The 22848-nt window shown below is 67.8% G+C and carries 22 protein-coding genes and 4 tRNA genes; 8 read left to right on the top strand and 18 right to left on the bottom strand.

Features of this window, described 5'->3' with window-relative positions; translation table 11 throughout:
- Positions 1 to 230 precede the first annotated feature (230 nt).
- Positions 231 to 419 (top strand): hypothetical protein, encoded by a 189-nt coding sequence (locus UYS_RS0209725; protein WP_016855314.1) that lies wholly within the window; start codon positions 231 to 233, stop codon positions 417 to 419.
- Position 420: 1 nt separating this feature from the next.
- Positions 421 to 711: a hypothetical protein gene (locus tag UYS_RS0209720; protein WP_016855313.1), complete on the top strand. Its 291-nt coding sequence runs from the start codon at positions 421 to 423 to the stop codon at positions 709 to 711.
- A gap of 17 nt (positions 712 to 728) precedes the next feature.
- Here the strand turns inward: UYS_RS0209720 and UYS_RS0209715 are convergent, their stop codons facing one another.
- The 6 genes from UYS_RS0209715 to UYS_RS0209690 all read right to left on the bottom strand — a co-directional run bounded on the left by UYS_RS0209715 (position 729) and on the right by UYS_RS0209690 (position 6639).
- A complete protein-coding gene (locus UYS_RS0209715) occupies positions 729 to 1844 on the bottom strand; it encodes a pyridoxal phosphate-dependent aminotransferase (RefSeq protein ID WP_016855312.1) in 1116 nt (371 codons plus the stop codon).
- Between the two features lie 178 nt (positions 1845 to 2022).
- Entirely contained in the window at positions 2023 to 2517 is a 495-nt protein-coding gene (locus tag UYS_RS0209710; RefSeq protein ID WP_016855311.1) for a phosphate-starvation-inducible PsiE family protein, read from the bottom strand.
- Positions 2518 to 2820: 303 nt separating this feature from the next.
- Positions 2821 to 3552: an RNA methyltransferase gene (locus tag UYS_RS0209705; protein ID WP_026068459.1), complete on the bottom strand. Its 732-nt coding sequence runs from the start codon at positions 3550 to 3552 to the stop codon at positions 2821 to 2823.
- A 361-nt stretch (positions 3553 to 3913) separates the two neighbouring features.
- A complete protein-coding gene (gene groL, locus UYS_RS0209700; RefSeq protein ID WP_016855309.1) occupies positions 3914 to 5563 on the bottom strand; it encodes a chaperonin GroEL in 1650 nt (549 codons plus the stop codon).
- A gap of 58 nt (positions 5564 to 5621) precedes the next feature.
- Positions 5622 to 5915 carry a co-chaperone GroES gene (locus UYS_RS0209695; protein ID WP_016855308.1) on the bottom strand — a complete coding sequence of 98 codons (294 nt, stop codon included), beginning with the start codon at positions 5913 to 5915 and terminating at the stop codon, positions 5622 to 5624.
- Between the two features lie 205 nt (positions 5916 to 6120).
- The gene (locus tag UYS_RS0209690) at positions 6121 to 6639 is read right to left on the bottom strand and encodes an FxsA family protein (RefSeq protein ID WP_016855307.1); all 519 of its coding nucleotides are present in this window, start codon (positions 6637 to 6639) and stop codon (positions 6121 to 6123) included.
- Between the two features lie 176 nt (positions 6640 to 6815).
- On the opposite strand from UYS_RS0209690, the gene UYS_RS0209685 reads away from it, so the two are divergent.
- The gene (locus UYS_RS0209685; protein ID WP_016855306.1) at positions 6816 to 7577 is read left to right on the top strand and encodes an SDR family NAD(P)-dependent oxidoreductase; all 762 of its coding nucleotides are present in this window, start codon (positions 6816 to 6818) and stop codon (positions 7575 to 7577) included.
- A gap of 41 nt (positions 7578 to 7618) precedes the next feature.
- Here the strand turns inward: UYS_RS0209685 and UYS_RS0209680 are convergent, their stop codons facing one another.
- Positions 7619 to 7897, bottom strand: a complete 279-nt coding sequence (locus tag UYS_RS0209680; protein ID WP_016855305.1) for a ComEA family DNA-binding protein — start codon at positions 7895 to 7897, stop codon at positions 7619 to 7621.
- 208 nt (positions 7898 to 8105) lie between these two features.
- Between UYS_RS0209680 and pyrF the strand changes: the two genes are divergently transcribed.
- Positions 8106 to 8807 (top strand): orotidine-5'-phosphate decarboxylase, encoded by a 702-nt coding sequence (gene pyrF, locus UYS_RS0209675; protein WP_016855304.1) that lies wholly within the window; start codon positions 8106 to 8108, stop codon positions 8805 to 8807.
- Between the two features lie 3 nt (positions 8808 to 8810).
- Here the strand turns inward: pyrF and lapB are convergent, their stop codons facing one another.
- The 3 genes from lapB to UYS_RS0209660 are packed head-to-tail and all read right to left on the bottom strand — an operon-like array spanning position 8811 to position 10678.
- Positions 8811 to 9995 carry a lipopolysaccharide assembly protein LapB gene (gene lapB, locus UYS_RS0209670; RefSeq protein WP_016855303.1) on the bottom strand — a complete coding sequence of 395 codons (1185 nt, stop codon included), beginning with the start codon at positions 9993 to 9995 and terminating at the stop codon, positions 8811 to 8813.
- 2 nt (positions 9996 to 9997) lie between these two features.
- Positions 9998 to 10303: a lipopolysaccharide assembly protein LapA domain-containing protein gene (locus UYS_RS0209665; RefSeq protein ID WP_016855302.1), complete on the bottom strand. Its 306-nt coding sequence runs from the start codon at positions 10301 to 10303 to the stop codon at positions 9998 to 10000.
- 54 nt (positions 10304 to 10357) lie between these two features.
- On the bottom strand, positions 10358 to 10678 hold the full coding sequence (locus tag UYS_RS0209660; protein WP_272943086.1) for an integration host factor subunit beta: 321 nt from the start codon (positions 10676 to 10678) through the stop codon (positions 10358 to 10360).
- A gap of 225 nt (positions 10679 to 10903) precedes the next feature.
- Here UYS_RS0209660 and UYS_RS0209655 point away from each other — a divergent pair, with 225 nt between their 5' ends.
- Both UYS_RS0209655 and UYS_RS0209650 read left to right on the top strand, forming a co-directional pair.
- Positions 10904 to 11197, top strand: a complete 294-nt coding sequence (locus tag UYS_RS0209655; protein ID WP_016855300.1) for an FAD assembly factor SdhE — start codon at positions 10904 to 10906, stop codon at positions 11195 to 11197.
- A 1-nt stretch (position 11198) separates the two neighbouring features.
- Positions 11199 to 11555, top strand: a complete 357-nt coding sequence (locus tag UYS_RS0209650) for a hypothetical protein (RefSeq protein WP_016855299.1) — start codon at positions 11199 to 11201, stop codon at positions 11553 to 11555.
- A gap of 119 nt (positions 11556 to 11674) precedes the next feature.
- Here the strand turns inward: UYS_RS0209650 and nadB are convergent, their stop codons facing one another.
- From nadB to uvrY, 8 genes are all read right to left on the bottom strand, one after another.
- Positions 11675 to 13261, bottom strand: coding sequence for an L-aspartate oxidase (gene nadB / locus UYS_RS0209645; protein WP_016855298.1), 1587 nt, complete (start codon positions 13259 to 13261; stop codon positions 11675 to 11677).
- 26 nt (positions 13262 to 13287) lie between these two features.
- On the bottom strand, positions 13288 to 14415 hold the full coding sequence (locus tag UYS_RS0209640) for an FUSC family protein (protein WP_016855297.1): 1128 nt from the start codon (positions 14413 to 14415) through the stop codon (positions 13288 to 13290).
- 49 nt (positions 14416 to 14464) lie between these two features.
- Positions 14465 to 14551 (bottom strand) — tRNA-Leu (locus tag UYS_RS0209635).
- Between the two features lie 29 nt (positions 14552 to 14580).
- Positions 14581 to 14654, bottom strand: a tRNA-Cys gene (locus UYS_RS0209630).
- A gap of 106 nt (positions 14655 to 14760) precedes the next feature.
- A tRNA-Gly gene (locus UYS_RS0209625) sits at positions 14761 to 14835 on the bottom strand.
- A gap of 62 nt (positions 14836 to 14897) precedes the next feature.
- The gene (pgsA, locus tag UYS_RS0209620; RefSeq protein ID WP_016855296.1) at positions 14898 to 15446 is read right to left on the bottom strand and encodes a CDP-diacylglycerol--glycerol-3-phosphate 3-phosphatidyltransferase; all 549 of its coding nucleotides are present in this window, start codon (positions 15444 to 15446) and stop codon (positions 14898 to 14900) included.
- A 136-nt stretch (positions 15447 to 15582) separates the two neighbouring features.
- A complete protein-coding gene (gene uvrC, locus UYS_RS0209615) occupies positions 15583 to 17397 on the bottom strand; it encodes an excinuclease ABC subunit UvrC (protein ID WP_016855295.1) in 1815 nt (604 codons plus the stop codon).
- 64 nt (positions 17398 to 17461) lie between these two features.
- On the bottom strand, positions 17462 to 18109 hold the full coding sequence (uvrY, locus tag UYS_RS0209610; protein WP_016855294.1) for a UvrY/SirA/GacA family response regulator transcription factor: 648 nt from the start codon (positions 18107 to 18109) through the stop codon (positions 17462 to 17464).
- 203 nt (positions 18110 to 18312) lie between these two features.
- Here uvrY and UYS_RS0209605 point away from each other — a divergent pair.
- Positions 18313 to 18388 (top strand) — tRNA-Ala (locus UYS_RS0209605).
- 703 nt (positions 18389 to 19091) lie between these two features.
- Positions 19092 to 22757: a bifunctional proline dehydrogenase/L-glutamate gamma-semialdehyde dehydrogenase PutA gene (gene putA / locus UYS_RS0209600; protein ID WP_016855293.1), complete on the top strand. Its 3666-nt coding sequence runs from the start codon at positions 19092 to 19094 to the stop codon at positions 22755 to 22757.
- Positions 22758 to 22848: the final 91 nt, after the last annotated feature.

Genomic DNA, 22848 nt, shown 5'->3' with positions numbered 1-22848 from the left:
GCCGCGCCGAGCCGATCGGGAAGCTGCCGAGGATGCCTGCCAGAGGCAGGGTCGTGGCGATCTCGCCACGGGCGAGCCCCGTGCCTCCCCGCCCGGTACGGGGCGCTTCTCGCCCGGCAAGTGGCTGAAGTGTTTCCGATAGGAGACAGGGTGCGTCGTCGCGGCGCCACATGGGTAAGGCCTGTGGGCTTCGCTAGAATGGCGGTCATCCATCAGGCCCAGGAGGTACCATGTCAATTCGCCCGCTGACCCTTGCGACCCTGCTGCTTGCCGCCCTGTTTGTGGCCGGCTGCAGCTACACGCCCGCCCGCATCGATCCCGAGCCGCTGCTCGAGATCGGTGGCCACCATGATCACGACCATCGCAGCCATGGTGGTGGCTTCTGCCCGCCGGGGCAGGCGAAGAAAGGGCGCTGCTGAGATGATCTCCTCACGTCGCCACGGCGTCATGGGAGGCCTGGCATTGGCGGCCATGCTGCTGATGACGGGGTGCAGCTACACGCCGGCGCGCATCGACACCGGCCCTCTGGTGGAGGTCGGCGGCTATCACCATGGTCATCGCCATCACGAGCGTAGGGCGTATCGCCACTATCGCCGTCATGACGATCACTACCGCGAGCGTCGCCACCATCGGCGTCACCGCGACGACCGCGATCACCGTCGTCGCGGCGGCTTCTGCCCGCCCGGGCTGGCCATGCAGGGGCGCTGCTGAGTGGCGCCGCCTGCCTGCTAGCCTTCACTTCCTTCCGCGAGTGCCGCTTCCAGCGTCGCCAGCCGGCCCGGCGCCAAAGCATCCTCCACCGCGGTGATCCGCAGCAGATGGCCGAGCGCCGGATGAGCGGCGCGGGCGGTCAGCTTGCCCTCGTCTAGCAGGGCGGCGTGAACGCGTGCGGCCAGCTCGACGCTGGGCAGGCGAAGGGCGATGAAGTTGGTGGCGCTCGGCAGCACGTCGACACCCAGGGCGCGGAAATGCGCCGTCAGCCGCTCGCGCCGCGCGATCACGTCGCGCAGATGGCGGTCGATCTCGGCAGGATGATCCAGCACCACCTCGGCGGCCGCCAGGCTGAGCGAGGAGACGGCGTAGTGAATGCGCACCTTCTGCATCATGGCTCGGGTCTCGGGCTCGACGATCGCGTAGCCGACGCGCAGCCCGGCCAGCCCCATGGCCTTCGACAGCGTGCGGCAGCGGATCACGCCGGGCAGGGCGCGGGTGAAATCCGGCGCGTCGGCGTCGTCGCGGAAGTCGTGATAGGCCTCGTCCAGCAGCAGCCAGCAGTCGTCGGGCAATGCCTGGCGGAAGCGGGCAACGTCGTCGGCCGCGTGTCGATGGCCGGTGGGGTTGTCCGGATTGGCCAGATACACCAGCCGGGCGTCTTCCCGATGCGCGGCGGCGGCCAGGGCGTCGAGGTCCGGCGCCAGTCGCGTTTCGTCCTCTCGATAGTCGACCTCCACCAGGCGGCAGCCCTGGCCGCGGGCGAAGTAGCCGAAGGTCGGGTAGGTGCCGGCGGAGGCGATGACGGTGGTGCCGGTCGGGGCCACCGTGCGCAGGGTGAGGGCCAGCAGGCTGTCGCAGCCGGCATCCACCAGCAGGCTGTCGACGTCGAAACCGTGGCGGCGGGCCAGGCGCTCACGCAGGGCCAGGGCCTCGGCATCGCCGTAGCAGGTGACGTGCTCGGCCATGGTCTCGCCGAAGTGCTCACGCAGCGCGGCATGGGGCATGTCGAGCCCCTCGTTGGAGCCCAGCCGGTGCGGAATGGCGTGGCCCAGGCGCCGCTGCAGCGCCGCGAGGCCGGGAAAGGGGTTGTCGGGGCCGGGCGTATAGAGGTGATCGGCGAAGCGGGGCATGGGACCTCTCTCGATGCGCGGTGGAGTCGTCGCCCGGCCCGAAGGCGGCCGGGCACGTGGCTGTCGAGAGAGGTTACCGGCCTGCCCGGTGGTTCTGCCAGTGTTGCCGGCGTCTGGAGGCCCGACGAGAGGAGGGGCTCGGGTTTAGGGGGCGAGTGGATAAGCGGACCGCCACGGCTTACTGCTTGCGGGCGACCAGCCAGTGAGTGACGCCGAGGGCCAGCACCACGGCGGCGATGGCGAACACGTACTCGGCCGAGACGGCCTCGATGTCCAGCACGATCACTTTTCGGGCGATGGCCATCAGGGCGGTGGCGATCACCAGCTGTATCGGCAGCACATCGGTACCGAGATACAGGCGAATGTTGATGAAGATCTCGATGGCGATCAGCACCACCATGAAGGCGCCGAAGAGGCGGAAGAGGTCGCCGACTTCCAGCAGCAGGAAGGGCGGAGAGGTGAGCTGCTGATAGAGCACGTAAACGACGTCCAGGACGCCCCACAGGATCACGAACACCATCAGCACGGCCAGTACCTTGACGCCCATGCGAATGACGCGGTGCAGGACGCCGATCAGCGGATCTTCGTGTTCTTTCGGAAGCTCGTCGTGAATCAGGTGCTGCCGCTTTCGCGGGGTAGCGTCGGGCGAGGGTTTTTCAGGCTCGCTGCGCATGGCGACTCTCCTGGGCGGTGGACTCCTTCACTCTGCCACCTTGTGCCGGAGCGGCAAAGAAAAACGCCACGACGCGAGCGTCGTGGCGATATTCCCATCCTCCCTGGGCATCGTCCCGATGCCGAACGGCGTCCCTGAGGAGCGTCCTGCCCCTGGCGTCCCTGGCGAAGCGAGTGGCAGTGTCCGTTGCCGGTTCCCGTCTTGGGCAGTTGTAGTCTCGGCCAGGGGCATGACGGTGGGGTGAATCGACGATGACGATTCGATGTCGATCGGCGCCTTGGCGTCCGTCTCCTGCTTCAGGCCTCAGCCTTCCGCGTCGGGCTCCAGCGAACTCAGCAGCCCGCGCAGCAGCGAGAGCTCCTTGCGCGAGGGCTGGGCACGAGCGAACAGCGCCTGCAGCTGTTCCTCGGTGCGGGCATGGGGCTGGGTGATGAAGCCGCTGGTCTGCATCAGGCGAGACAAATGGTCGTGGAAGTGGCCCAGCTGCTCCCGGGTCGGCTGACGATCCTGGGCCGGCCGAGCGGCCTGGAAGCCGCTATCCGGGCGCTGTCGCCAGGCGCGGAAGGTCTCGTAGGCCAGCACCTGGACGGCCTGGGAAAGATTGAGCACGCCGTAGTCCGGGTTGGCGGGAATGCTGACCTGATGACTGCAACAGCGGATCTCGTCGTTGGTCAGCCCGAAGCGCTCGCGGCCAAATACCAGGGCGACGGGATCACCCGCGGCATGCGTCACCAGCGACTCGGCCATCTCGGCGGGCTCGTCGAAGTGGGGCAGGGGCATGCTGCGCAGTCGGGCGCTGGCGCCGATCACCTGGACGCAGTCGCTCACCGCCTCTTGCAGCGAGTCGACCACTCGGGCTGCGTCGACGAGGTCCTCGGCGCCGGCGGCTAGTCGACTGGCCTCGGGGTGAGGGAAGTCGCGCGGGTTGACCAGCACCAGGTCGGTGAGCCCCATGGTCTTCATGGCCCGCGCCGAGGCGCCGATATTGCCGGGGTGGTAGGTCTGGACGAGGACGATACGGATATTGGAAAGCATGGACAAAGGGCGCAGCCAGGTGGTGAGAGACGTAAGTCGTGTATCTTACCGCGGCAAGCCGCCAAGCCGCCAAGCCGCCAAGCCGCCAAGCCGCCAAGCCGCCAAGCCGCCAAGCCGCCAAGCCGACAAGCCGCCAAGCCGACAAGCCGACAAGCCGACAAGCCGACAAGCCGACAAGCCGACAAGCCGACAAGCCGACAAGCCGACAAGCCGACAAGCCGACAAGCCGACAAGCCGACAAGCCGACAAGCCGACAAGCCTGTCCTGCGCGGTTCGGCCATGGGCTCTCGCCACAACGAAAAGACCCCCACCGGTCTCCGGCGGGGGTCTTTCTCAGGCGGGGCCTGGGGCAGGGGGCCGATTACATCATGCCGCCCATGCCTCCCATGCCGCCCATGCCGCCCATGTCGCCGCCACCGGCAGCTTCCTGCTCGTCCGGGTCGTCGGCGATCATGCACTCGGTGGTGATCATCAGGCCGGCAACGGAACCTGCGGACTGCAGGGCGCTACGGGTAACCTTGGCCGGATCCAGCACGCCCATGTCGAACAGGTCGCCGAATTCGCCGGTCTGGGCGTTGTAGCCGAAGTTGCCCTCACCGTCCTTGACGCGGTTCAGGATGACGGAAGCCTCCTGGCCGGCGTTGGTGACGATCTGACGCAGCGGCGCTTCCATGGCGCGCACGGCGATGGCGATGCCGTGGGTCTGGTCTTCGTTCTCGCCCTTGAGGCCGGCGACCTTGGTCAGCACGCGGATCAGGGCGGTACCACCGCCAGGCACCACGCCTTCCTCGACGGCGGCGCGAGTGGAGTGCAGGGCGTCCTCGACGCGAGCCTTCTTCTCCTTCATCTCCACTTCGGTGGCGGCACCGACGCGGATCACGGCGACACCGCCGGCCAGCTTGGCAACGCGCTCCTGGAGCTTCTCGCGATCGTAGTCGGAGGAGGTCTCTTCGATCTGGGCGCGGATCTGGTTGACGCGTGCCTCGATGTCAGCGTCCTGGCCGGCACCATCGATGATGGTGGTGTTTTCCTTGGACATGGTCACGCGCTTGGCGGTGCCCAGGTGGTCCAGGGTGGCCTGCTCGAGGTCCAGACCGACTTCCTCGGAGATCACGGTGCCGCCGGTCAGGATGGCGATGTCCTGCAGCATGGCCTTGCGACGGTCGCCGAAGCCCGGGGCCTTGGCGGCCGCGACCTTGACGATGCCGCGCATGGTGTTGACCACCAGGGTGGCCAGGGCCTCGCCTTCGATGTCCTCGGCGATGATCACCAGCGGCTTGCCGGCCTTGGCGACGGCCTCGAGGGTCGGCAGCAGTTCGCGGATGTTGGAGATCTTCTTGTCCACCAGCAGGATGAACGGATCTTCCAGTTCCACGGCCATGGTGTCCTGGTTGGTCACGAAGTACGGCGACAGGTAGCCGCGATCGAACTGCATGCCTTCCACGACGTCCAGCTCGTCTTCGAAGCCACGGCCTTCGTCGACGGTGATGACGCCTTCCTTGCCGACCTTTTCCATCGCTTCGGCGATGATGCGGCCGATGTTGGTGTCGCCGTTGGCGGAGATGGTGCCGACCTGGGCGATGGCGTTGGAGTCGGTGCACGGCACGGCCAGCTCGCCGACTTCCTTGACCGCGGCCTGGATGGCCTGGTCGATGCCGCGCTTCAGGTCCATCGGGTTCATGCCCGCGATGACGCCCTTCAGGCCTTCGTTGACGATGGACTGGGCCAGCACGGTGGCGGTGGTGGTGCCGTCACCGGCCACGTCGGAGGTCTTGGAGGCGACTTCCTTGACCATCTGCGCGCCCATGTTCTCGAACTTGTCCTTGAGCTCGATCTCCTTGGCCACGGAGACGCCGTCCTTGGTCACGGTCGGCGCGCCGAAGGACTTTTCCAGCACCACGTTGCGGCCCTTCGGGCCCAGGGTGGCCTTGACGGCGTTGGCCAGGGTGTCGACGCCTTTCGCCATGCGAGTGCGGGCATCGCTGGAGAACTTGACTTGTTTCGCTGCCATTTTCGTAGGTTTCCTGTGAGTTCGTGAACGTCGGTTTCGAGCGGGTGGCGGTCTAGGCTTAGCCTTCGACGACGGCCAGGATGTCGGACTCGCTCATGATCAGCACTTCTTCGCCGTCGATCTTCTGCTTCTCGACGCCGAAGCCATCCTTGAAGATCACGGTGTCGCCGACCTTGACGTCCAGCGGACGAACGTCGCCGCTGTCCAGGATCCGGCCGTTACCGGCGGCGAGCACTTCGCCACGAGTCGGCTTTTCCTGGGCGCTGCCCGGGAGCACGATGCCGCCAGCGGTTTTCTGCTCTTCTTCGACGCGACGGATGACGACGCGATCGTGCAAGGGACGGATGTTCATTGCTCACGTTCTCCTGATGGTTTGCTGTGCCAGGGCGTCGCTGCCCCGGCGTTTTCATCATCAACCCGCAGGTCTTGCTGCGGGGTGAAGGCGTCTGCCTTCCGTGGGGATGATTCCGGCGGGCCGGAATCGAAACTCGTTGCTGTCGGATAAGTGGGGCTGGCCAGTGGGCTTTCAAGCCCCCCGTCCGAAAATTTTTTGCCATTCAGCCGCGCCGCTCATCGTGGGCGATGAAGTCGCCTTCCAGCGGCTCGCCGTCCTCGTCGTGAGAAGAGGTGCGCGGCCCCGGCTCGTGTGACTCGCCGGCCTGCTGCCAGTCGGCGTCGCGCCCCTGGCGCGCCTGATAGGCACCGGCCTGCATGTGCACGCCCTGGAAGCGCATGCCGGCCCGGCCCAGCAGTCGGCCGAGCAGGCGGCGAGCGTCCGGAATCAGGCACATGAAGCCCAGGGCGTCGGACAGGAAGCCCGGGGCCATCAGCAGGGCACCACCGAAGATCAGGGCGGCACCGGTCAGCAGCTCGCCGGAGGGCAGCTCGCCACGGTTCATGCGCTCCTGGGCGCGGGCGAAGGTGGCGACGCCTTCCCGGCGGATCAGGTGCAGACCCAGGAAGCCGGTGCCCAGCACCAGGGCCAGGGTGGTCAGCAGCCCGATATGGCTGCCGACCGTGAACAGCAGGACGAAGTCGAGCAGGGCGAAGACGGTAAAGAAAGCGAGAAGGGGCATGATGACTCCGCGTTGACGAATGCCCGATAGATGGGGGCGTCGTGCCGGGAAATCAAGCCTCGACCAAAAGCCGAGTGTTGCATCGCAACATTCGGGATAAGCTGAGCACGACAGGCACTTGCCCTGGCGGTGTGATGGCCGGGACGAGACGCGACACCATCGGCGGGAGACTCGACATGACACTGCAGGATCGCATCATTGCCATTACCGGCGGCGCCCGTGGTCTGGGCCTGGCGATGGCCGAACGTCTGGGCCGTGAGGGCGCGACCGTGGCGCTGCTGGATCGTGACGGCGACAGCCTGGATGCCGCCGTGGATCGGCTGGCAGAGGCCGGCGTCGGCGCGCGGGGGTTCGTGGTGGACGTGGCCGATGAGGGCTCGGTGGCCGCCGTCTTCGCCGCCGTTGAGGAGGCCCTCGGCCCCATTGATGGCCTGGTCAACAACGCCGGCATCGTGCGCGACGGCCTGCTGGTCAAGGCGAGGGAAGGCGAGGTGTCGGAGCGCCTGTCGCTGGCGGACTGGCAGCAGGTGATCGACGTCAATCTGACCGGCGTCTTCCTGTGCGGGCGCGAGGCGGCCACCCGGATGATCGAGGCCGGCCGCCAGGGCGTGATCGTCAATATCTCCAGCGTGGTGCGCGGCGGCAACGTCGGCCAGAGCAACTATGCGGCGGCCAAGGCCGGAGTGGCGTCGCTGACCGTGACCTGGGCCCGGGAGCTGGCCCGGCACGGCATTCGGGTGGGGGCGGTGGCACCCGGCTTCATCGAGACCGAGATGACCGCGACGCTGCGGGAAGACATCCTCGAGCGCATCACGGACGGTATCCCGCTACGTCACATGGGGCAGCCCGGCGATATCGCCGAGAGCGTGGCCTTCATCTTCACCAACGACTACTTCACCGGGCGGGTGGTGGAGTGCGACGGCGGGCTCAGGGTCTAGGCCATTCCGACGCCGCCCGAGCGCCGCCGTCCGACGGTTTCTCAGAACGTGACCTGCTCGGCGAGCCTCTCGACGGTCATCTCGCCGATGCCGCTGACCCGGGCGAGATCGTCGGCGGACTCATAGGGTCCGTTGGCCTCGCGATCCTCGACGATGGCCTCGGCCTTCGTCTCGCCGATTCCCGGCAGCTCGGTCAGTAGGGTGGCATCGGCGGTATTGACGTTGATCGGCGCCATCTCCTGGGCGGTGACCGGTGATGCCAGGCCGAGCATCAGCGTCAGCCCCAGGATGGCGATGCCTGTCGTGTAACGTGTCCTCATGGCGGAATGTCCTCTGCGGTTGGCTTTTGATCAGGGGCCATGGTGGTACCTGCCTCCAAGCTAGTGCCGGTGAGGCCCCTCGGATGTGAGCGAATGACGGCCGCCGCCATGGGTCATGTACGACATTCGCTGCGAGCGATCTCGCCATGCGTCCGGGCACATGACTGATATACTGCGCGGGTCCATTCAGCTGCCAGGAGCCCAGCTCGTGCCCACCGCGTCCCCTCTGATCATCGCCCTCGACTACGCTTCGCTGGATGCCGCCCTGTGCATGGCCGACCGGCTCGATCCGTCTCGCTGCCGGGTTAAGGTGGGCAAGGAACTGTTCACCCGCAGCGGCCCCGCCGTGCTCGAGGCCCTGCACGGCCGCGGGTTCGAGGTGTTTCTGGACCTCAAGTTCCACGACATTCCCAACACCGTGGCCGGTGCCGTTCAGGCCGCGGCCGAGCAGGGCGTGTGGATGGTCAACGTGCACGCCGGTGGCGGCGGGCGGATGATGGAGGCGGCCAAGCAGCGGCTGGTTCAGCACGACCTATCCACCCGCCTGATCGCGGTCACGGTGCTGACCAGCATGGGGGGCGAGGATCTGGCGGAAGTGGGCGTTACCGCCACGCCCGCCGAACAGGTCGAGCGTCTGGCGGCGCTGGCCCGGGACAGCGGCATGGACGGGGTGGTGTGCTCGGCTCAGGAGGCCGCGCGGCTGCGCACCCTGTGCGGCGATGACTTCCTCAAGGTGACGCCGGGGATTCGTCCGGCCGCGGCCGAGGCCGGTGACCAGCGGCGGGTGATGACGCCGTCGGAGGCCATGGCGGCCGGCAGCACGCATCTGGTGATCGGGCGCCCGGTGACCCAGGCCGACGACCCCATGGCGGCGTTGGCCGCCATCGAGGCGGAGCTGGCGGGGGGCTGAGCGCTATTCGCCCTCGATCCCGGTGATCGGTTTGGTGGTGCCCCAGCTGCGACAGCGGGGGCACTGCCACAGCAGCGGCTCGCCGCTGAAGCCGCAGCGCTGGCAGCGATGACGGGGGCGGGCCTTGAGCAGGGTATGCGTGTGGCGCTGCAGCAGCTCGATGCGTGGATTCCCGGTGCTGCCTTCCTGCTGGTGATAGAGCCGAATCAGGTAGTCCACGGCGCCGAGGCTCGGCGAGCGCTCGAGTTCGCGGGTCAATAGGGCCTGGGCGGCTTCGGTGTCTCCCTGATGGCGGCGCAGGGCCTCGGCCAGCATGATGATGACGCTGGTGTAGGGCGCGATCTCCAGCAGCGACTCGAGATGACGAATCAGCCCCTCTTCGTCGTCGAGCAGGCGGTAGGCGCGGCCGAGGGGCTCGAGCAGGGTGGGAATGAAGTTCTTGTCCTGATCGGGGATGCGCTGCAGCAGGCGAATGGCCTGGCGATACTGGCCCGTCTCCAGGGCCATGTCGGCCAGCATCAGGTTGGCGCGCACGCACCGGCGGTCGGTGGCGAGAGCCTGCTTGAGGTGGCGTCTTGCCAGCACCGGACTCGCCGACTGGCGCTCCTGGTCGGCGATCTCGCACAGCCAGTGCGCCGCGGCGCGGCGCACGTCGTCACTCTCCTTCACCAGTGCCGGCTGGGCCACGTCCAGGGCCTGCTGATATTCGCCCTCCCGCTCCAGCAGGTCGACAAGCAGCTTGCGCGCGGCGTGGCGATGTTCGCTGTTCTGGCTGTCCTTGATCAGCGAGAAGAGCAGCCGCTCGGCGCGATCCAGCAGGCCGAGCTGCAGGAAGTCACGCGACAGCTCCAGCTGCACCCGATCACCCTGCTCGCCGCTGAGCGTGGGGCGTGCCAGCAGGTTCTGGTGGACCTTCACCGCGCGGTCGGCTTCGCCGCGAGTGCGAAACAGGTTGCCCAGGGCAATGTGGGTCTCGATGGTATCGCTGTTGACCTCGAGGGCGCCGATGAAGGTCTCGATGGCGCGGTCCTGCTGGTCGTTGAGCAGATAGTTGAGGCCCACGAAGTAATCGCGGGCCAGCGTCGGGGACTGAGAGGCGGGAGCGGTGGTCCGGCGTTCGCGGCGGCCGAGCCACCAGCCGATGGCGACCGCTGCCAACAACAGGGCCAGCAGCAGAACATCGGTCATGCTCAGGGCAGTTCCTTCATCTCCTGGACGCGCAGCTGGTCCAGCTCCTTGCGCTGCTGCTGATTATGGCGCTGGGCGCGGGTCAGCAGGGTGCGCAGGCGCAGGTAGACGCCGCCCATGGCGAGCATGCCCAGCAGCACACCGACCACCAGACTGGAGAGCAGCCAGACGGAAAGCGACGCCGACGGCAGTTCGATCCAGATCAGGTTGAGAGGCAGGGCCTGCTGATTGTTGACGGCGAACAGAATGCCGACCAGCAGTACCACCAGCAGGATGACGGCCAGGATCAGGCCTTTGAGCCAACGCATGTGTGAGTTCCCGTGTCGTGTGGAAAGAGAGGGAAGGGCGGTCGGATACGCCCGTCAGTAACCGAGGGCGCGGCTGGCGTCCACCTGCTCGCGCAGCTCCTTGCCGGGTTTGAAATGCGGTACGAACTTGCCGTCGAGATCGACGGGGTCGCCGGTCTTGGGATTGCGACCGACGCGCGGCTCGCGATAGTGCAGCGAGAAGCTGCCGAAGCCGCGGATCTCGACGCGCCCGCCCTCCGCCAGGGTGTCGGTGATGTCATCCAGGATCAGCCGTACGGCGGCCTCGACATCCTTGACGGACAGCTCGGGCTGTCGCATGGCAATCTGCTCGATCAATTCGGACTTGGTCATCGGCTCTCTCCGTGCTGTCCTGATCCGGCCGTGGGGCGCAGGGCGATCGTTACTCAAAGCATACTGCGCAACTTTCGATAAAACAACGCACTAGCCTGCACACGCAAGTCTCGTGCCGCTGTCGGGCCCGTGCCCGACGCTGGTCGGCCCTTGGTCGTCCCGCAAGCGCATCGGCCGGCGCGCGGGCTGCCGGGGGGCGGATGGCTCGGGTATACTGTCGCCACATTCATCGGATCAACGAGGCCGATCTTGAACGACGATTCGTCCGCGGCAGCCGCCCTTCGCAAGCGCCTCTACTGGCATTCCCGTCGTGGCATGTGGGAGCTCGACCTGCTGCTGATTCCCTTCCTGGAGCAGCGCTATGATGACCTTGGCGAGCAGGATCAGGCCGCCTATCGCACCCTGATCGACGAGGAGGATCAGGATCTCTTCGCCTGGCTGATGCGCCGCGAGTGGCCCGAGGAGCCCGAGCGTCGCCGCATCGTCAAGATGATCGTCGAGCATGCCGAGAGCACCGATAACGATCACTATCGCAACCTCTAGGTTGTCGCTGCTTGCCCAGGGCCTGCCGGCCCTGGGTGTGGTGGGGTGGCTGGGTCTCTACGCCCCGTGGTGGGCGGTCCTGGCGGCGGCGGTCCTGATGGGGGCCGTACTGGTCGATGCCGCGCGGCGTCGACCGAGCGGCACCCTGCGTCTACAGGCTCGTGACCAGGCCGCGCCGCTGCTGGCCTGGCGCCACGACGGCGATGAGCATTGGCAGCAAGTGCCGCTGCGGTGCGACTATCTGGGGCCCTGGCTGATCGGCCTGCGCCTCCCCGGTAGACGCCTGTGGCTGTGGCCCGACAGCGGTGATGTCGAATCGCTGCGTCGGCTGCGCAAGGCGCTTCGCTCTCTTTCCTGACGCTTTCCTGACGCTTTCCCGGCGTTCTCCTGAGGCAAGTTTCCCCGATGCCGGGCGCCCGTGCCGTGGGTCGCGACGCCCCGCGTTGCCCTGGCCGCCGCTTCGTGCCGTCTTCCCGTTCAGTCGTTGAGCGAGACCAGATCGCTCAGGTGGACACGAGACGGCTGCGGCGCGGGGTCGCCGTGCGGCGGGCAGTCCGGATTGAAGTGCAGGCCGCGGGATTCGCGCCTCGACCGGGCGCTGGCCACGGTGAGCCGTGCCAGGCGCAGGGCGTGCCACAGCCGGGCGAGGGCGACGCTGGGCGTTGCGCCGGCGATGCGTGGCGCCAGACGCTCGGCGAGCTCGGCGAGGCGCCGTTCGGCCGTGGCGAGTCCGGCATCGTGGCGCACGATGGCGACGTTCTCGCTCATGATGCCGCGCACCTCGGCGAGCAGCGTCCGGCATTCCGTCTCCGGCACCAGCGAGGTGCCGGGGTGCCACGGCGTCAGTGGGGCCGAATCGGCGGGGGCGGCCTGGCGCAGGCGGCGGGCACAGCTGCGGGCGAAGGCCAGGCACTCCAGCAGCGAGTTGCTGGCCATCCGATTGGCGCCGTGCAGCCCGGTGCCGGCGACTTCCCCCACGGCATAGAGGCGCGGCACCGTGGTGGCGCCCTCGAGATCGGTGCTGACGCCGCCGCAGCTGTAGTGGGCGGCCGGGACCACCGGAATCGGCTCGTGGGCGATATCGATGCCGCGCGAGGCGCAGTGGGCGTGGATGGTCGGGAAGTGCTGACGAATGGCGTCTTCCCCCAGGTGGCGCACGTCGAGCCAGACATGCTCGCGGCCGCTGCGTTGCATCTCGGCGTCGATGGCGCGGGCGACCACGTCGCGGGGAGCGAGCTCGGCACGGGGGTCGACCTCGGGCATGAAGCGATGGCCTTCGGCATCGAGCAGATGGCCGCCTTCGCCGCGCACGGCCTCGCTGATCAGGAAGGGCGGGCCATCCGGGTCGAACAGGCAGGTGGGGTGGAACTGCTGGAATTCCAGGTTCATCAGCTCGGCACCGAGCTCGGCCGCCATCAGCATGCCCTCGCCGCAGGCCGGATCGGGGCTGGTGGTGTGGCGGAACAGGCCGCTGGCACCGCCGGTGGCCAGCACGGTGTCCGCCGCCGGCAGCTCCACCAGCCTGCCTTGCTCGTCGAGGCAGCGGGCGCCACGGCACTGGCCGGCCGTATCACCGATCAGGCCGATGGCGGTCAGGTCGGTGCGCAGCCGGATGTGCGGATGGTGTTCGACGTGCTGTCGCAGGGTTTCCACCACGGCGCGCCCGGTGGCGTCATCGGCATGGATGATGCGGCGCGCGCCGTGGCCGCCTTCCCGGGTCAGGTGATACGGATAGCGGGCCTCGGGGTCGGGGTCCGGGGTGAAGGGTACGCCCAGCGACAGCAGCCAGGCGATGGCGTCCGGCCCCTGTTCCACGGTAAAGCGGACGGCGGCCTCGTCGCACAGGCCATCGCCGGCCACCAGGGTGTCGGCAACGTGGGCCTCTAGATCGTCGTCCGGCGACAGCACGGCGGCGATGCCGCCCTGGGCCCAGCGACTGGCGCCCAGGGCATCGCGGGACGGCTGCAGCAGCGTCACGGGACGTTGTTCGGCGATCTCCAGGGCCAGTACAAGGCCGGCGATGCCGCCGCCGATGATCAGGGTCTCGTGGGTGCTGTCGGGCATCGGAGGGTTCCTTTCATGGCGGGGCGTTACCGCGGGGCATCACCGCTGTCGTGGGGCTCGAGCAGGCCGTGGCGCGAGGCGCCCTTGCGCAGACGGCGGCTGGGCAGGCGTTCCAGGCTGCCCAGCCGCTCGACCAGCTCGCCGGTCAGGCGAGCCAGCTCGCGGTTCAGCCACAGGTAGCCGCTGGGGCTGAACAGGCGCCGGCCGTCCTCGGCGCGGGCGTCGCCGACGAGTCCGGCGTGACGCTGCAGGTCGAAGGGCGCGAGGTCGACGTCGATGGGGTGGCCGGTGCGTACCTGGAAGGCCAGGGTGCCGATGCCGCGGGCCAGGGTGTGCTGCTGATCGCGCAGCCCTTCCATGGCATCGATGAGCTCGTGGCCGGCGCGGGTGTTCCAGTGGGTTTCCAGCAGCAGTTCGATGGTCGAGAACATGCGGCGCTGCAGGGAAATGAGTTCGTCCAGCTCGATCCGGGTCAGGCGGTTCTCGCGGTGGATGGCATCGACCAGGCCGCGCTGCTTGACCAGCAGCTTGCTGCAGCCCTTGAGCAACTCGTGGGTGTCGAGATCGGGCGGCGCGCTGGCCGAGGTATGGGCGTGATAGAGCCGGGCCATGTGGTCGAGGTGATCGGCCAGGGCGAAGCGTAGCAGGTCGGTGGCCTTGTGGGGCAGGACCAGTACGGTGACGCCGATGCCGATCAGGGTGCCCAGCAGCACATTGAAGCTGCGCCACAGGGCGGCATCCAGCTCCGGCGTGCTGCCCCCGACCACCAGCAGCAGGCTGATGGCGAACATCAGGCCGCCGTAGCCGAAGCGCTTGCTGAACGTGTACCAGGTCACCGCGGCGATGCCGGCGAGGGCGCCGAGATGCAGCAGGACCGGCCAGGGCGTGAGGGTGACGATCAGCAGCAGCCCCCAGAGGGCGCCGATCAGCGAACCCAGCAGGCGCTGGCGTCCCTTGTCGAGTACGCCGCCGATGTGGGGCAGGTTGCCCATCACCATCACGGTGCTGACCAGCGCCCAGCCGCGGTGCGGAAGATCGAAGGGTTCGGTGACCGCATAGGCGACGATCAGTGCCAGCGCGACGCGCAGCACGTGAAGGATGCGGCGATGCTGATTCGTGAAGTAGGGATCGCGGAGCGGGCGTACCAGCTTCATGGGGGAGGGGTACCGTCGACAGGTCAGCCCATGGCGGGTCAGGGAATCATGGTGCCCGGAGCCGGGCTCGAACCGGCACGGTGTTGCCACCGAGGGATTTTAAGTCCCTTGCGTCTACCAATTTCGCCATCCGGGCGGGGTTCGAGCGCACAGCTATAGGAATGATGGAGGCTGGAGTCGGAATCGAACCGGCGTACACGGAGTTGCAGTCCGCTGCATAACCACTCTGCCATCCAGCCTCAAGGATCGTGCCACCCGTGGGGGATGGAGCGAAGACGATGGCCAGTCTTGCGCATTGATCCGGTCGAGTCAGTTCTCTTCGTCGACGTTGCTCTTCGAAGAGAGTGGAGCGGGAAACGAGATTCGAACTCGCGACCCTCGCCTTGGCAAGGCGATGCTCTACCACTGAGCTATTCCCGCCTGACTCGAGGACGTATTATACGGATAAGTCGGTGACTGTCAAACGCTTTTCTGGAGATTCATTACATCGAGTCGCTGAGGTGCGGCCAGGCGGCACGCAGGTACTGGATCATCGACCACAGGGTCAGCAGTGCCGCGGCATAGAGGGTGACGACGCCGATCGTGGCGATCGGTGTGCCCGGGGCGAAGCCCAGCAGCAGCAGCAGGGCGATCATCTGCAGGGTGGTCTTCACCTTGCCGATCGAGGAGACGGCCACCGTGCCACGCTTGCCCATCTCGGCCATCCATTCGCGCAGGGCCGAGATCACGATCTCGCGGCCGATGATGACCAGCGCCGGCAGCGTCAGCCAGCTGGCATCGTAGCGCTCGATCAACAGTGCCAGGGCCACGGCCACCATCAACTTGTCGGCGACCGGGTCGAGGAAGGCGCCGAAGGGCGTCGACTGATCCCAGCGCCGGGCCAGGTAGCCGTCCAGCCAATCGGTGATCGAGGCCAGGCCGAACAACGCGCCGGTGGCCAGCATGCTCCACGAGAAGGGCAGATAGAACAGCACGACCAGCAGCGGGATGAAGACGATTCTGGCCAGGGTCAGGAGATTGGGAATGTTCATCGAAGCTGCGGTCCTTGCCTGAGGTGGGAACACGAAATATCCGGCCATTCTATCCGGCTCGGCGACACTCATCCATGTAGAGCGCGATGGATCGTGTCGGACGCCGGGCTGGAGCGTTGCCGATGCCCGGCGGCATTCATCCGTGCAGGGCGCGATGGATCGTGTCGGCCAGGGTGGCGCTGATGCCCGGTACTCGTGCGAGCTCGTCACGGCTGGCCTGGCGCACCCCCTGCAGGCCGCCGAAGAAGCGCAGCAGTTCGCGTCGGCGGCGCGGACCGACGCCCGGGATGTCCTCGAGTGTCGAGGTGCGCCGTGCCTTGTCGCGCCGGGTGCGGTGGCCGGTGATGGCGAAGCGGTGCGATTCGTCGCGGATGTGCTGCAACAGGTGAAGCGCCGGGGAAGTGGCGTCGAGATCGAGGGTGCGATCGACGGTCTCCAGATAGAGGATCTCGAGGCCGGCCTTGCGGGTGCTGCCCTTGGCGACGCCGAGCAGCATCACGCCGGTCACGCCGAGGTCGGCGAAGACCTCGCGGGCCATGTTGAGCTGGCCCTTGCCGCCGTCGACGACAAGGATGTCCGGCCGCGCCCCTTCCCCATGGGCGAGGCGCTTGAAACGACGGGTCAGGGCCTGGCGCATGGCGGCATAGTCGTCGCCGGGCTCGATGCCCTCGATGTTGAAGCGGCGATAGTCGGACTTGCGCGGGCCGTCGGCATCGAACACCACGCAGGAGGCCACGGTGGCCTCGCCCTGGCTGTGGCTGATGTCGAAGCATTCCAGGCGTTCCGGGGGCTGCTCGAGGCCGAGCGCCTCGCGCAGCGCCTCGAAACGTCTGGCGAGCTGCGTCTGATTGGCCAGCTGGCCGGCCAACTGCTGTTCGGCGTTGGTGCGGGCCAGCTCCTGCCACTGGGCGCGGTGGCTGCGCACCTGGTCGGTGACGCGAACCCGCTTGCCGGCATGCTCGCTCAGCGCCTGGGCCAACAGCTCCGCGTCCGGCAGCGCATGGCTGGTGATCACCTCGCCGGGAATCTCGCGGGCCTGGCCGAGATAGAACTGGCTGACGAACTCGCCGAGCAGCGCCTCGGGGCCGAGGTCCAGGCCGTTGGTCGGCTGGTGGTGGCGGGCACCCAGCAGTCGACCCTGACGAATGGCGAGTACCGAGATGCACAGTGCCCCGGGGCGAGAGGCCAGGGCGAAGACGTCCGCGTCGCCGCTGCCGGTGTCGACGAACTGGCGCCGTTGAAGCTGGCGTAGCTGCTGGATCTGGTCGCGCAGGCGAGCGGCTTCCTCGAACTCGAGGGCCTGGCTGGCGGCTTCCATGTCGCGGGTCAGCTCCTGAGTCACGGCCTCGCTCTTGCCCTCCAGGCACTGGATGGCGTGCTCCAGGTCGCGCCGATAGTCGGCCTCGGAGATGTAATCCACGCAGGGCGCCGTGCAGCGATCGATCTGGTACTGCAGGCAGGGCCGAGTGCGATGGGCGAAGACGCTGTCCTCGCAGTTGCGGATGCGGAAGATCTTCTGCATCAGCGACAGGCTCTCGCGCACCGCGGTGCTGCTGGGATAGGGGCCCAGATAGCGACCGTCGTCGTGACGGGTGCGTGCCCGCTTGTATTCGAGCGCAGGAAACGGATGGCGGTCGGTGACGAACACGAAGGGGTAGGACTTGTCGTCGCGCAGCAGGATGTTGTACGGCGGGCGCTGTTCCTTGATCAGCGTCTGCTCGAGCAGCAGCGCCTCGGTCTCGCTGTTGGTGACCGTCACCTGGATGTCGGCGATGCGCGCGACCAGCGCCTGGGTCTTGGTGTTCAAGGCGCCGCGAAAGTAGCTGGCCAGGCGTGGCTTGAGTCGGCGTGCCTTGCCGACATAGAGCGTTTCGCCGCTCTCGTCGAGCATGCGGTAAACGCCGGGGGCTTCGGTGACGGTGGCGAGAAAGTGGCGCGAATCGAAACTCATCGGGCGGCGGTCTGGCGAGGATGGAGGCTCATCCTATCAGACTCGCCGCCAGGCGGGGCGGCGGCTATTCCACTTCGCTGAAGCCGTCGACCAGGCCGTGGCGCAGCCCCAGGTGAGTCAGTTCGACGTCGGAGTGCACGTTAAGCTTCTCGAAGATGCGATAGCGATAGGTGTTGACGGTCTTGGGGCTCAGAAACATGCGGTCGGCGATGTCGGCCACCTTCTGACAGTTGACGATCATCATCGCGACCTGCAGCTCGCGCTGGGACAGCTGGTCGAAGGGATTGTCGCTGGCGTCGATGCGCGACAGCACCAGGCGCTGGGCGATCTCCGGGCTGATGTAGCGTTGCCCGGCGAAGACGCCGCGCACGGCGGCCACCATCTCATCGTGCTGAGAACCCTTGCTGATGAAGCCTTGGGCGCCGGCGTCGAGCAGGCGCTGGGCGAAGGTGTCCTCGATGAAGGCGGTGAGCACCAGGATGCGGATGTCCTGGGTGAAGCGATGGATCTTGCGGGTGGCTTCCAGTCCACCGATGCCCGGCATGCGGATGTCCATCAGCACGATGTCCGGCTTGAGTTCACGGGCCAGACGAATGGCTTCCTCGCCATCCGCGGCTTCACCCACGATGGAGATGTCCTGCTCGGCGTCCAGCAGGTGGGCAATGCTGGTCCTTACCAAGTGATGGTCGTCGGCAACGAGAATCCTGATCAAGGCAGGTGCTCCTGAAAATGGTGTTGAGTATGTCTGGCGCGTTGGAAGGAGGCCACGGCCAGCCTCTAGCGTGGCACAACATTATCCTAAGGGGAATTGGTGTCATACCAAGGGGGGATTTCCCCCGCCAAGCTGTTGACGGACGGGGAGAATGTCCGTAGTATTCACCTCGTTCTCGCAAGGCAGAAACGGCGAGCAACAGTGGGGCCTTAGCTCAGCTGGGAGAGCGCAACACTGGCAGTGTTGAGGTCAGCGGTTCGATCCCGCTAGGCTCCACCAACGAATTCCGAGAAGCCGCCCGATGCATTGCATCGGGCGGCTTTTTTGTTTTTCGTTGTTAGCCGACCGTCTAGGTGTCGTGAGATAACGCCGGGAGAGAAACGGCAAGATGTCCAGTTGGGCATTTTTCGGTGACATGTCAGGCGGCGGAGATGGCCATTACTTGGAGGCGCCCCAAGCCTTTCCCAGCAAGGCTTCATCGAGGCCACCGCGAATGTCTGGCCCCTCGGATACGTTGCCTGCAGCGGCCACCCGTTAACCGCACTCCTCGTCTCTGCTGCGGCTGGGCCACAGAGTGTATCTACCGAGTAGCGTCCGCCTCTCACGGGGCGATGCCGGAGGCTCTTTCACCTGTGTTCAGGACATGAGGACGCTGCCGCCCCGGGCGTGTCGCTACGCTGTTGCGCTCCGCCGCGGGGCTGGACGTCGGCGCCGAGGGAGGATGGGCGTTTGTCCGACCCCGCCCGCCTGGCCGGTGAGCCGCTAGCGCTCGACCTTTCCCCCTTTCGGGTGACCCGCTTCGCGTGGCGCAGCAGCGCGCCCCGCGACGTCTGCCGCGGGAAAGCCTGAGAGCGCCACCGCGACCGCCTGCCTCTTCGGGCCTACCCCCAGGGCCCTATGCTAGTGTGTAACTTTCGACAACGACGATGCCATCCGCGCCCGAGAATCGCCGATGCGTGGCGCGTCGCCAGGGAGATCGACCATGAACGAAGCCAACCTTCATCCCCACGATGCCGTGAGCGAGCTGCGCTCGCGCATCCGCGCCCACTACGACGTCGACGAGTCGGAGGTGCTGCGCGGGCTGGTCGAACGCATTGGGCTCTCGGAGGAGGAGCGCCGTCTGGTGGCCGAGGCCGGCGCCAACTATGTGGCGCGGGTGCGCAAGGAGACCTCGCCGTCGATGATGGAGTCGTTCCTGGCCGAGTACGGGCTCTCCACCGCCGAGGGCGTCGGCCTGATGTGCCTGGCCGAGGCGTTGCTGCGGGTGCCCGACGCCGAGACCATCGACGACCTGATCCACGACAAGATCGAGCCGTCCGACTGGGGCGCGCACCTCGGCAAGTCGTCCTCGTCGATGGTCAACGCCTCGACCTGGGCGCTGATGCTGACCGGCAATGTGCTGGAAAAGGATCCCAAGGGGCCGGTGCGTGCGCTGCGCGGCCTGGTGCGGCGCATGGGCGAGCCGGTGGTGCGCACCGCCGTGGGCCAGTCGATGAAGGTCCTCGGCCGCCAGTTCGTGCTCGGCCAGACCATCGAGGAGGGCATGAAGAACGCCCGTGAGCTCGAGAAGCAGGGTTACACCTATTCCTACGACATGCTGGGCGAGGCGGCGCGCACCGACGACGACGCCCTGCGCTACCACGACGCCTACGCCACGGCGATTCGCACCATCGCCAAGCAGGCCCAGGGCGACGTGCGCGGCAGCCCCGGTATCTCGGTGAAACTCTCGGCGCTGCATCCGCGCTACGAGACCACCCACCGCGACACCGTGATGAGAGTCCTGGTGCCGCGCGCCCAGGAGCTGGTGAGGCAGGCGGCCAAGGCCAACATCGGCTTCAACATCGACGCCGAGGAGCAGGACCGTCTGGATCTGTCGCTGGACGTGATCGAGGCGCTGCTCGCCGACCCGGCGCTCGACGGCTGGGATGGCTTCGGGGTGGTGGTGCAGGCCTACGGGCGCCGCGCCGCGCCGGTGATCGAGGCCCTCCATGCCATGGCCGAGCGCTATGACCGCAGGATCATGGTGCGCCTGGTCAAGGGCGCCTACTGGGACACCGAGATCAAGCTGGCCCAGGAGATGGGCGTCGAGACCTTCCCGGTCTTCACCCGCAAGGTCAACACCGACGTCAGCTACATGGCCTGCGCACGCATGCTGCTCGAGCGGCGCGATCGCATCTACCCGCAGTTCGCGACCCACAACGCCCACACCTGCGCCGCCATCATCGCCATGGCCGGCGACGACAAGGAGAGCTACGAGTTCCAGCGCCTGCACGGCATGGGCGAGTCGCTGCATCACATCGTTCGCCAGGCGGAGGGCACCCACTGCCGCATCTACGCGCCGGTCGGCGCCCACCGCGACCTGCTGGCCTACCTGGTGCGCCGCCTGCTGGAGAACGGGGCCAACTCCTCGTTCGTCAACCAGGTCGTGGACGACACCATTCCGCCGAGCGAGGTCTCCAAGGATCCGGTGGCCGAGCACGAGCGCCTGGGTGACGCCATCGCCAGCCCCTCGATCCGCCAGCCGGGTGAGCTGTTCGCCCCGGAGCGCAAGAACTCCCGGGGCTATCGGATCAACGAGCCGGCCTCGATCCTGCCGCTGATTTCGGCCCGCGAGGCCTTCGCCGACGCCACCTGGACGGCCGGGCCGATGCTCGTCGGGAGCCCGGCGCCCCAGGGCAAGGCGCGCGATGCGCTCTCTCCCGCCGACACCTCGAGGGTGGTCGGCCAGGTGCATGAGGCGACCCGGGAGGAGGTGGCGGCCGCGTTGGACGCCGCCGAGGACGGCTTCCAGGCGTGGTCGGCGCGGCCGGTGGCCGAGCGCGCCGAGGTGCTGCGTCGCACCGCGGACCTCTATGAAGAGCACATCGCCGAGCTGACCGTGATCGCCACCCGCGAGGCCGGCAAGATGATCTTCGACGGCATCGCCGAGGTGCGCGAGGCGGTGGACTTCCTGCGCTACTACGCCAACGAGAGCGAGCGCCTCGAAGCCGAGGAGCCCGGCAGCGCCCGGGGCATCTTCGTCTGCATCAGCCCCTGGAACTTCCCGCTGGCCATCTTCACCGGCCAGATCGCCGCCGCGCTCGGGGCCGGCAACGCGGTGCTCGCCAAGCCCGCCGAGCAGACGCCGCTGATCGCCGCCCGGGCCGTCGAACTGATGCGCGAGGCCGGCCTGCCCGAGGCGGCGCTGCAGCTGCTGCCCGGCGACGGGCCGACGGTGGGCGCCCCCCTGACCAGCGATCCGCGCATCGCCGGGGTCTGCTTCACCGGCTCTACCGAGGTGGCGCAGATCATCCACAAGGCGCTGACCCAGAACGCCGGGCCGGATGCGGTGCTGATCGCCGAGACCGGCGGGCTCAACGCCATGATCGTGGACTCCAGCGCGCTGACCGAGCAGGCGGTGCGCGACATCCTGATCTCCTCTTTCCAGTCGGCCGGCCAGCGCTGCTCGGCGCTGCGCATGCTCTACGTCCAGGAGGAGGCGCGCGAGCGGCTCTTGACCATGCTCGATGGCGCCATGGACGCGCTGGTGATCGGCGATCCCTGGAACACCGACACCGACGTCTCGCCGGTGATCGACGCCGAGGCCCAGGCCGATATCGGCGCCTACGTGGAGGCCCAGCGCAAGGCCAGCAAGCTCTTGAAGACCCTGCCGGCCCCGGACGTCGGCACCTTCGTCACCCCGGCGGTGGTCGAGGTCGGCGGCATCGAGGATCTGGAGCGCGAGGTCTTCGGGCCGGTGCTGCACGTGGCCACCTTCAAGGCGCGGGAGCTCGACGGGGTGGTCGACGCGATCAACGCCAAGGGCTACGGCCTGACCTTCGGCCTGCACACCCGCATCGACGATCGCGTGCAGCAGATCGTCGAGCGGATCCACGTCGGCAACGTCTACGTCAACCGCAACCAGATCGGCGCCATCGTCGGCTCCCAGCCCTTCGGCGGCGAGGGGCTTTCGGGCACCGGGCCCAAGGCCGGCGGGCCGCTCTACGTCACCCGCTTCCGCCGCACCGCCGAGGTCGAGCATCACGAGGCGCCCGGCGGCGAGGTGGTGGCGCTCGGCGAGCTGCAGTCCGCCCTCGACGGGCTCGATCCGCGCAACTGGGCGGCGCGGCCCGACCGGGTCGAGGTGCTGCGCCGGGCACTCTCCGGCCAGCGCGGGGTGATCCGCAAGGCGCTGGCCGAGGCCGCCTCCCTGGACATGACGCCCCAGACCCTGCCGGGGCCGACCGGGGAGAGCAACCGGCTGGCGATGTACCCCAAGGGGCCGGTGCTCTGCCTCGGGCCGACGCTGGAGATCGCCGTCGCCCAGGCGGTGCAGGCGCTGGGAACCGGCTGCCCGGCGCTGATCGTCGCGCCGGGCGCGGCCGAGGCCGTCAAGCCGCTCGAGCGGGCCGGGGCGCCGGTCGCCGGGCGCGACGGCCGGGTCGAGGCCGAGACCCTCACCGCCCTCGAGGGCATCGTGGCGGTGGCCGCCGCCGGCAGCAGCGACTGGACCCGCGAGCTGCGCCTGGCGCTGGCCGAGCGCGACGGGCCCATCGTGCCGTTGGAGACCCAGATCATCGCCCCGGAGCGCTATGCGGTGGAGCGCCACCTCTGCATCGACACCACCGCCGCCGGCGGCAACGCCAGCCTGCTGGCCACCGCCGAGTAGGGCCCCGGCCCTCGTTTGCCCTCCCTGAGAGGGCAAGGTGCCCGGAGTCGCTAAACGGCAAAACGCTGGCGGCGAGGCATCGCTCGCACGA

Origin of the sequence: Halomonas smyrnensis AAD6 (assembly GCF_000265245.1) — a bacterium.
Classification (GTDB): Bacteria; Pseudomonadota; Gammaproteobacteria; order Pseudomonadales; family Halomonadaceae; genus Halomonas; species Halomonas smyrnensis.
This window is presented reverse-complemented; position numbering and strand designations above follow the sequence as displayed.

Bases quoted from the DNA above. Each gene is read 5' to 3' on its own strand.
- uvrC (WP_016855295.1), bottom strand. From the start codon at position 17,397: ATGAGTTTCGATTCGCGCCACTTTCTCGCCACCGTCACCGAAGCCCCC.
- UYS_RS0209705 (WP_026068459.1), bottom strand. From the start codon at position 3,552: ATGCTTTCCAATATCCGTATCGTCCTCGTCCAGACCTACCACCCCGGC.
- UYS_RS0209665 (WP_016855302.1), bottom strand. From the start codon at position 10,303: ATGCGTTGGCTCAAAGGCCTGATCCTGGCCGTCATCCTGCTGGTGGTA.
- nadB (WP_016855298.1), bottom strand. From the start codon at position 13,261: ATGCCCGACAGCACCCACGAGACCCTGATCATCGGCGGCGGCATCGCC.
- lapB (WP_016855303.1), bottom strand. From the start codon at position 9,995: ATGACCGATGTTCTGCTGCTGGCCCTGTTGTTGGCAGCGGTCGCCATC.
- groL (WP_016855309.1), bottom strand. From the start codon at position 5,563: ATGGCAGCGAAACAAGTCAAGTTCTCCAGCGATGCCCGCACTCGCATG.
- UYS_RS0209690 (WP_016855307.1), bottom strand. From the start codon at position 6,639: ATGCCCCTTCTCGCTTTCTTTACCGTCTTCGCCCTGCTCGACTTCGTC.
- UYS_RS0209685 (WP_016855306.1), top strand. From the start codon at position 6,816: ATGACACTGCAGGATCGCATCATTGCCATTACCGGCGGCGCCCGTGGT.
- UYS_RS0209720 (WP_016855313.1), top strand. From the start codon at position 421: ATGATCTCCTCACGTCGCCACGGCGTCATGGGAGGCCTGGCATTGGCG.
- UYS_RS0209640 (WP_016855297.1), bottom strand. From the start codon at position 14,415: ATGAAGCTGGTACGCCCGCTCCGCGATCCCTACTTCACGAATCAGCAT.
- UYS_RS0209680 (WP_016855305.1), bottom strand. From the start codon at position 7,897: ATGAGGACACGTTACACGACAGGCATCGCCATCCTGGGGCTGACGCTG.
- UYS_RS0209715 (WP_016855312.1), bottom strand. From the start codon at position 1,844: ATGCCCCGCTTCGCCGATCACCTCTATACGCCCGGCCCCGACAACCCC.
- UYS_RS0209710 (WP_016855311.1), bottom strand. From the start codon at position 2,517: ATGCGCAGCGAGCCTGAAAAACCCTCGCCCGACGCTACCCCGCGAAAG.
- UYS_RS0209695 (WP_016855308.1), bottom strand. From the start codon at position 5,915: ATGAACATCCGTCCCTTGCACGATCGCGTCGTCATCCGTCGCGTCGAA.
- UYS_RS0209725 (WP_016855314.1), top strand. From the start codon at position 231: ATGTCAATTCGCCCGCTGACCCTTGCGACCCTGCTGCTTGCCGCCCTG.
- pgsA (WP_016855296.1), bottom strand. From the start codon at position 15,446: ATGAACATTCCCAATCTCCTGACCCTGGCCAGAATCGTCTTCATCCCG.
- putA (WP_016855293.1), top strand. From the start codon at position 19,092: ATGAACGAAGCCAACCTTCATCCCCACGATGCCGTGAGCGAGCTGCGC.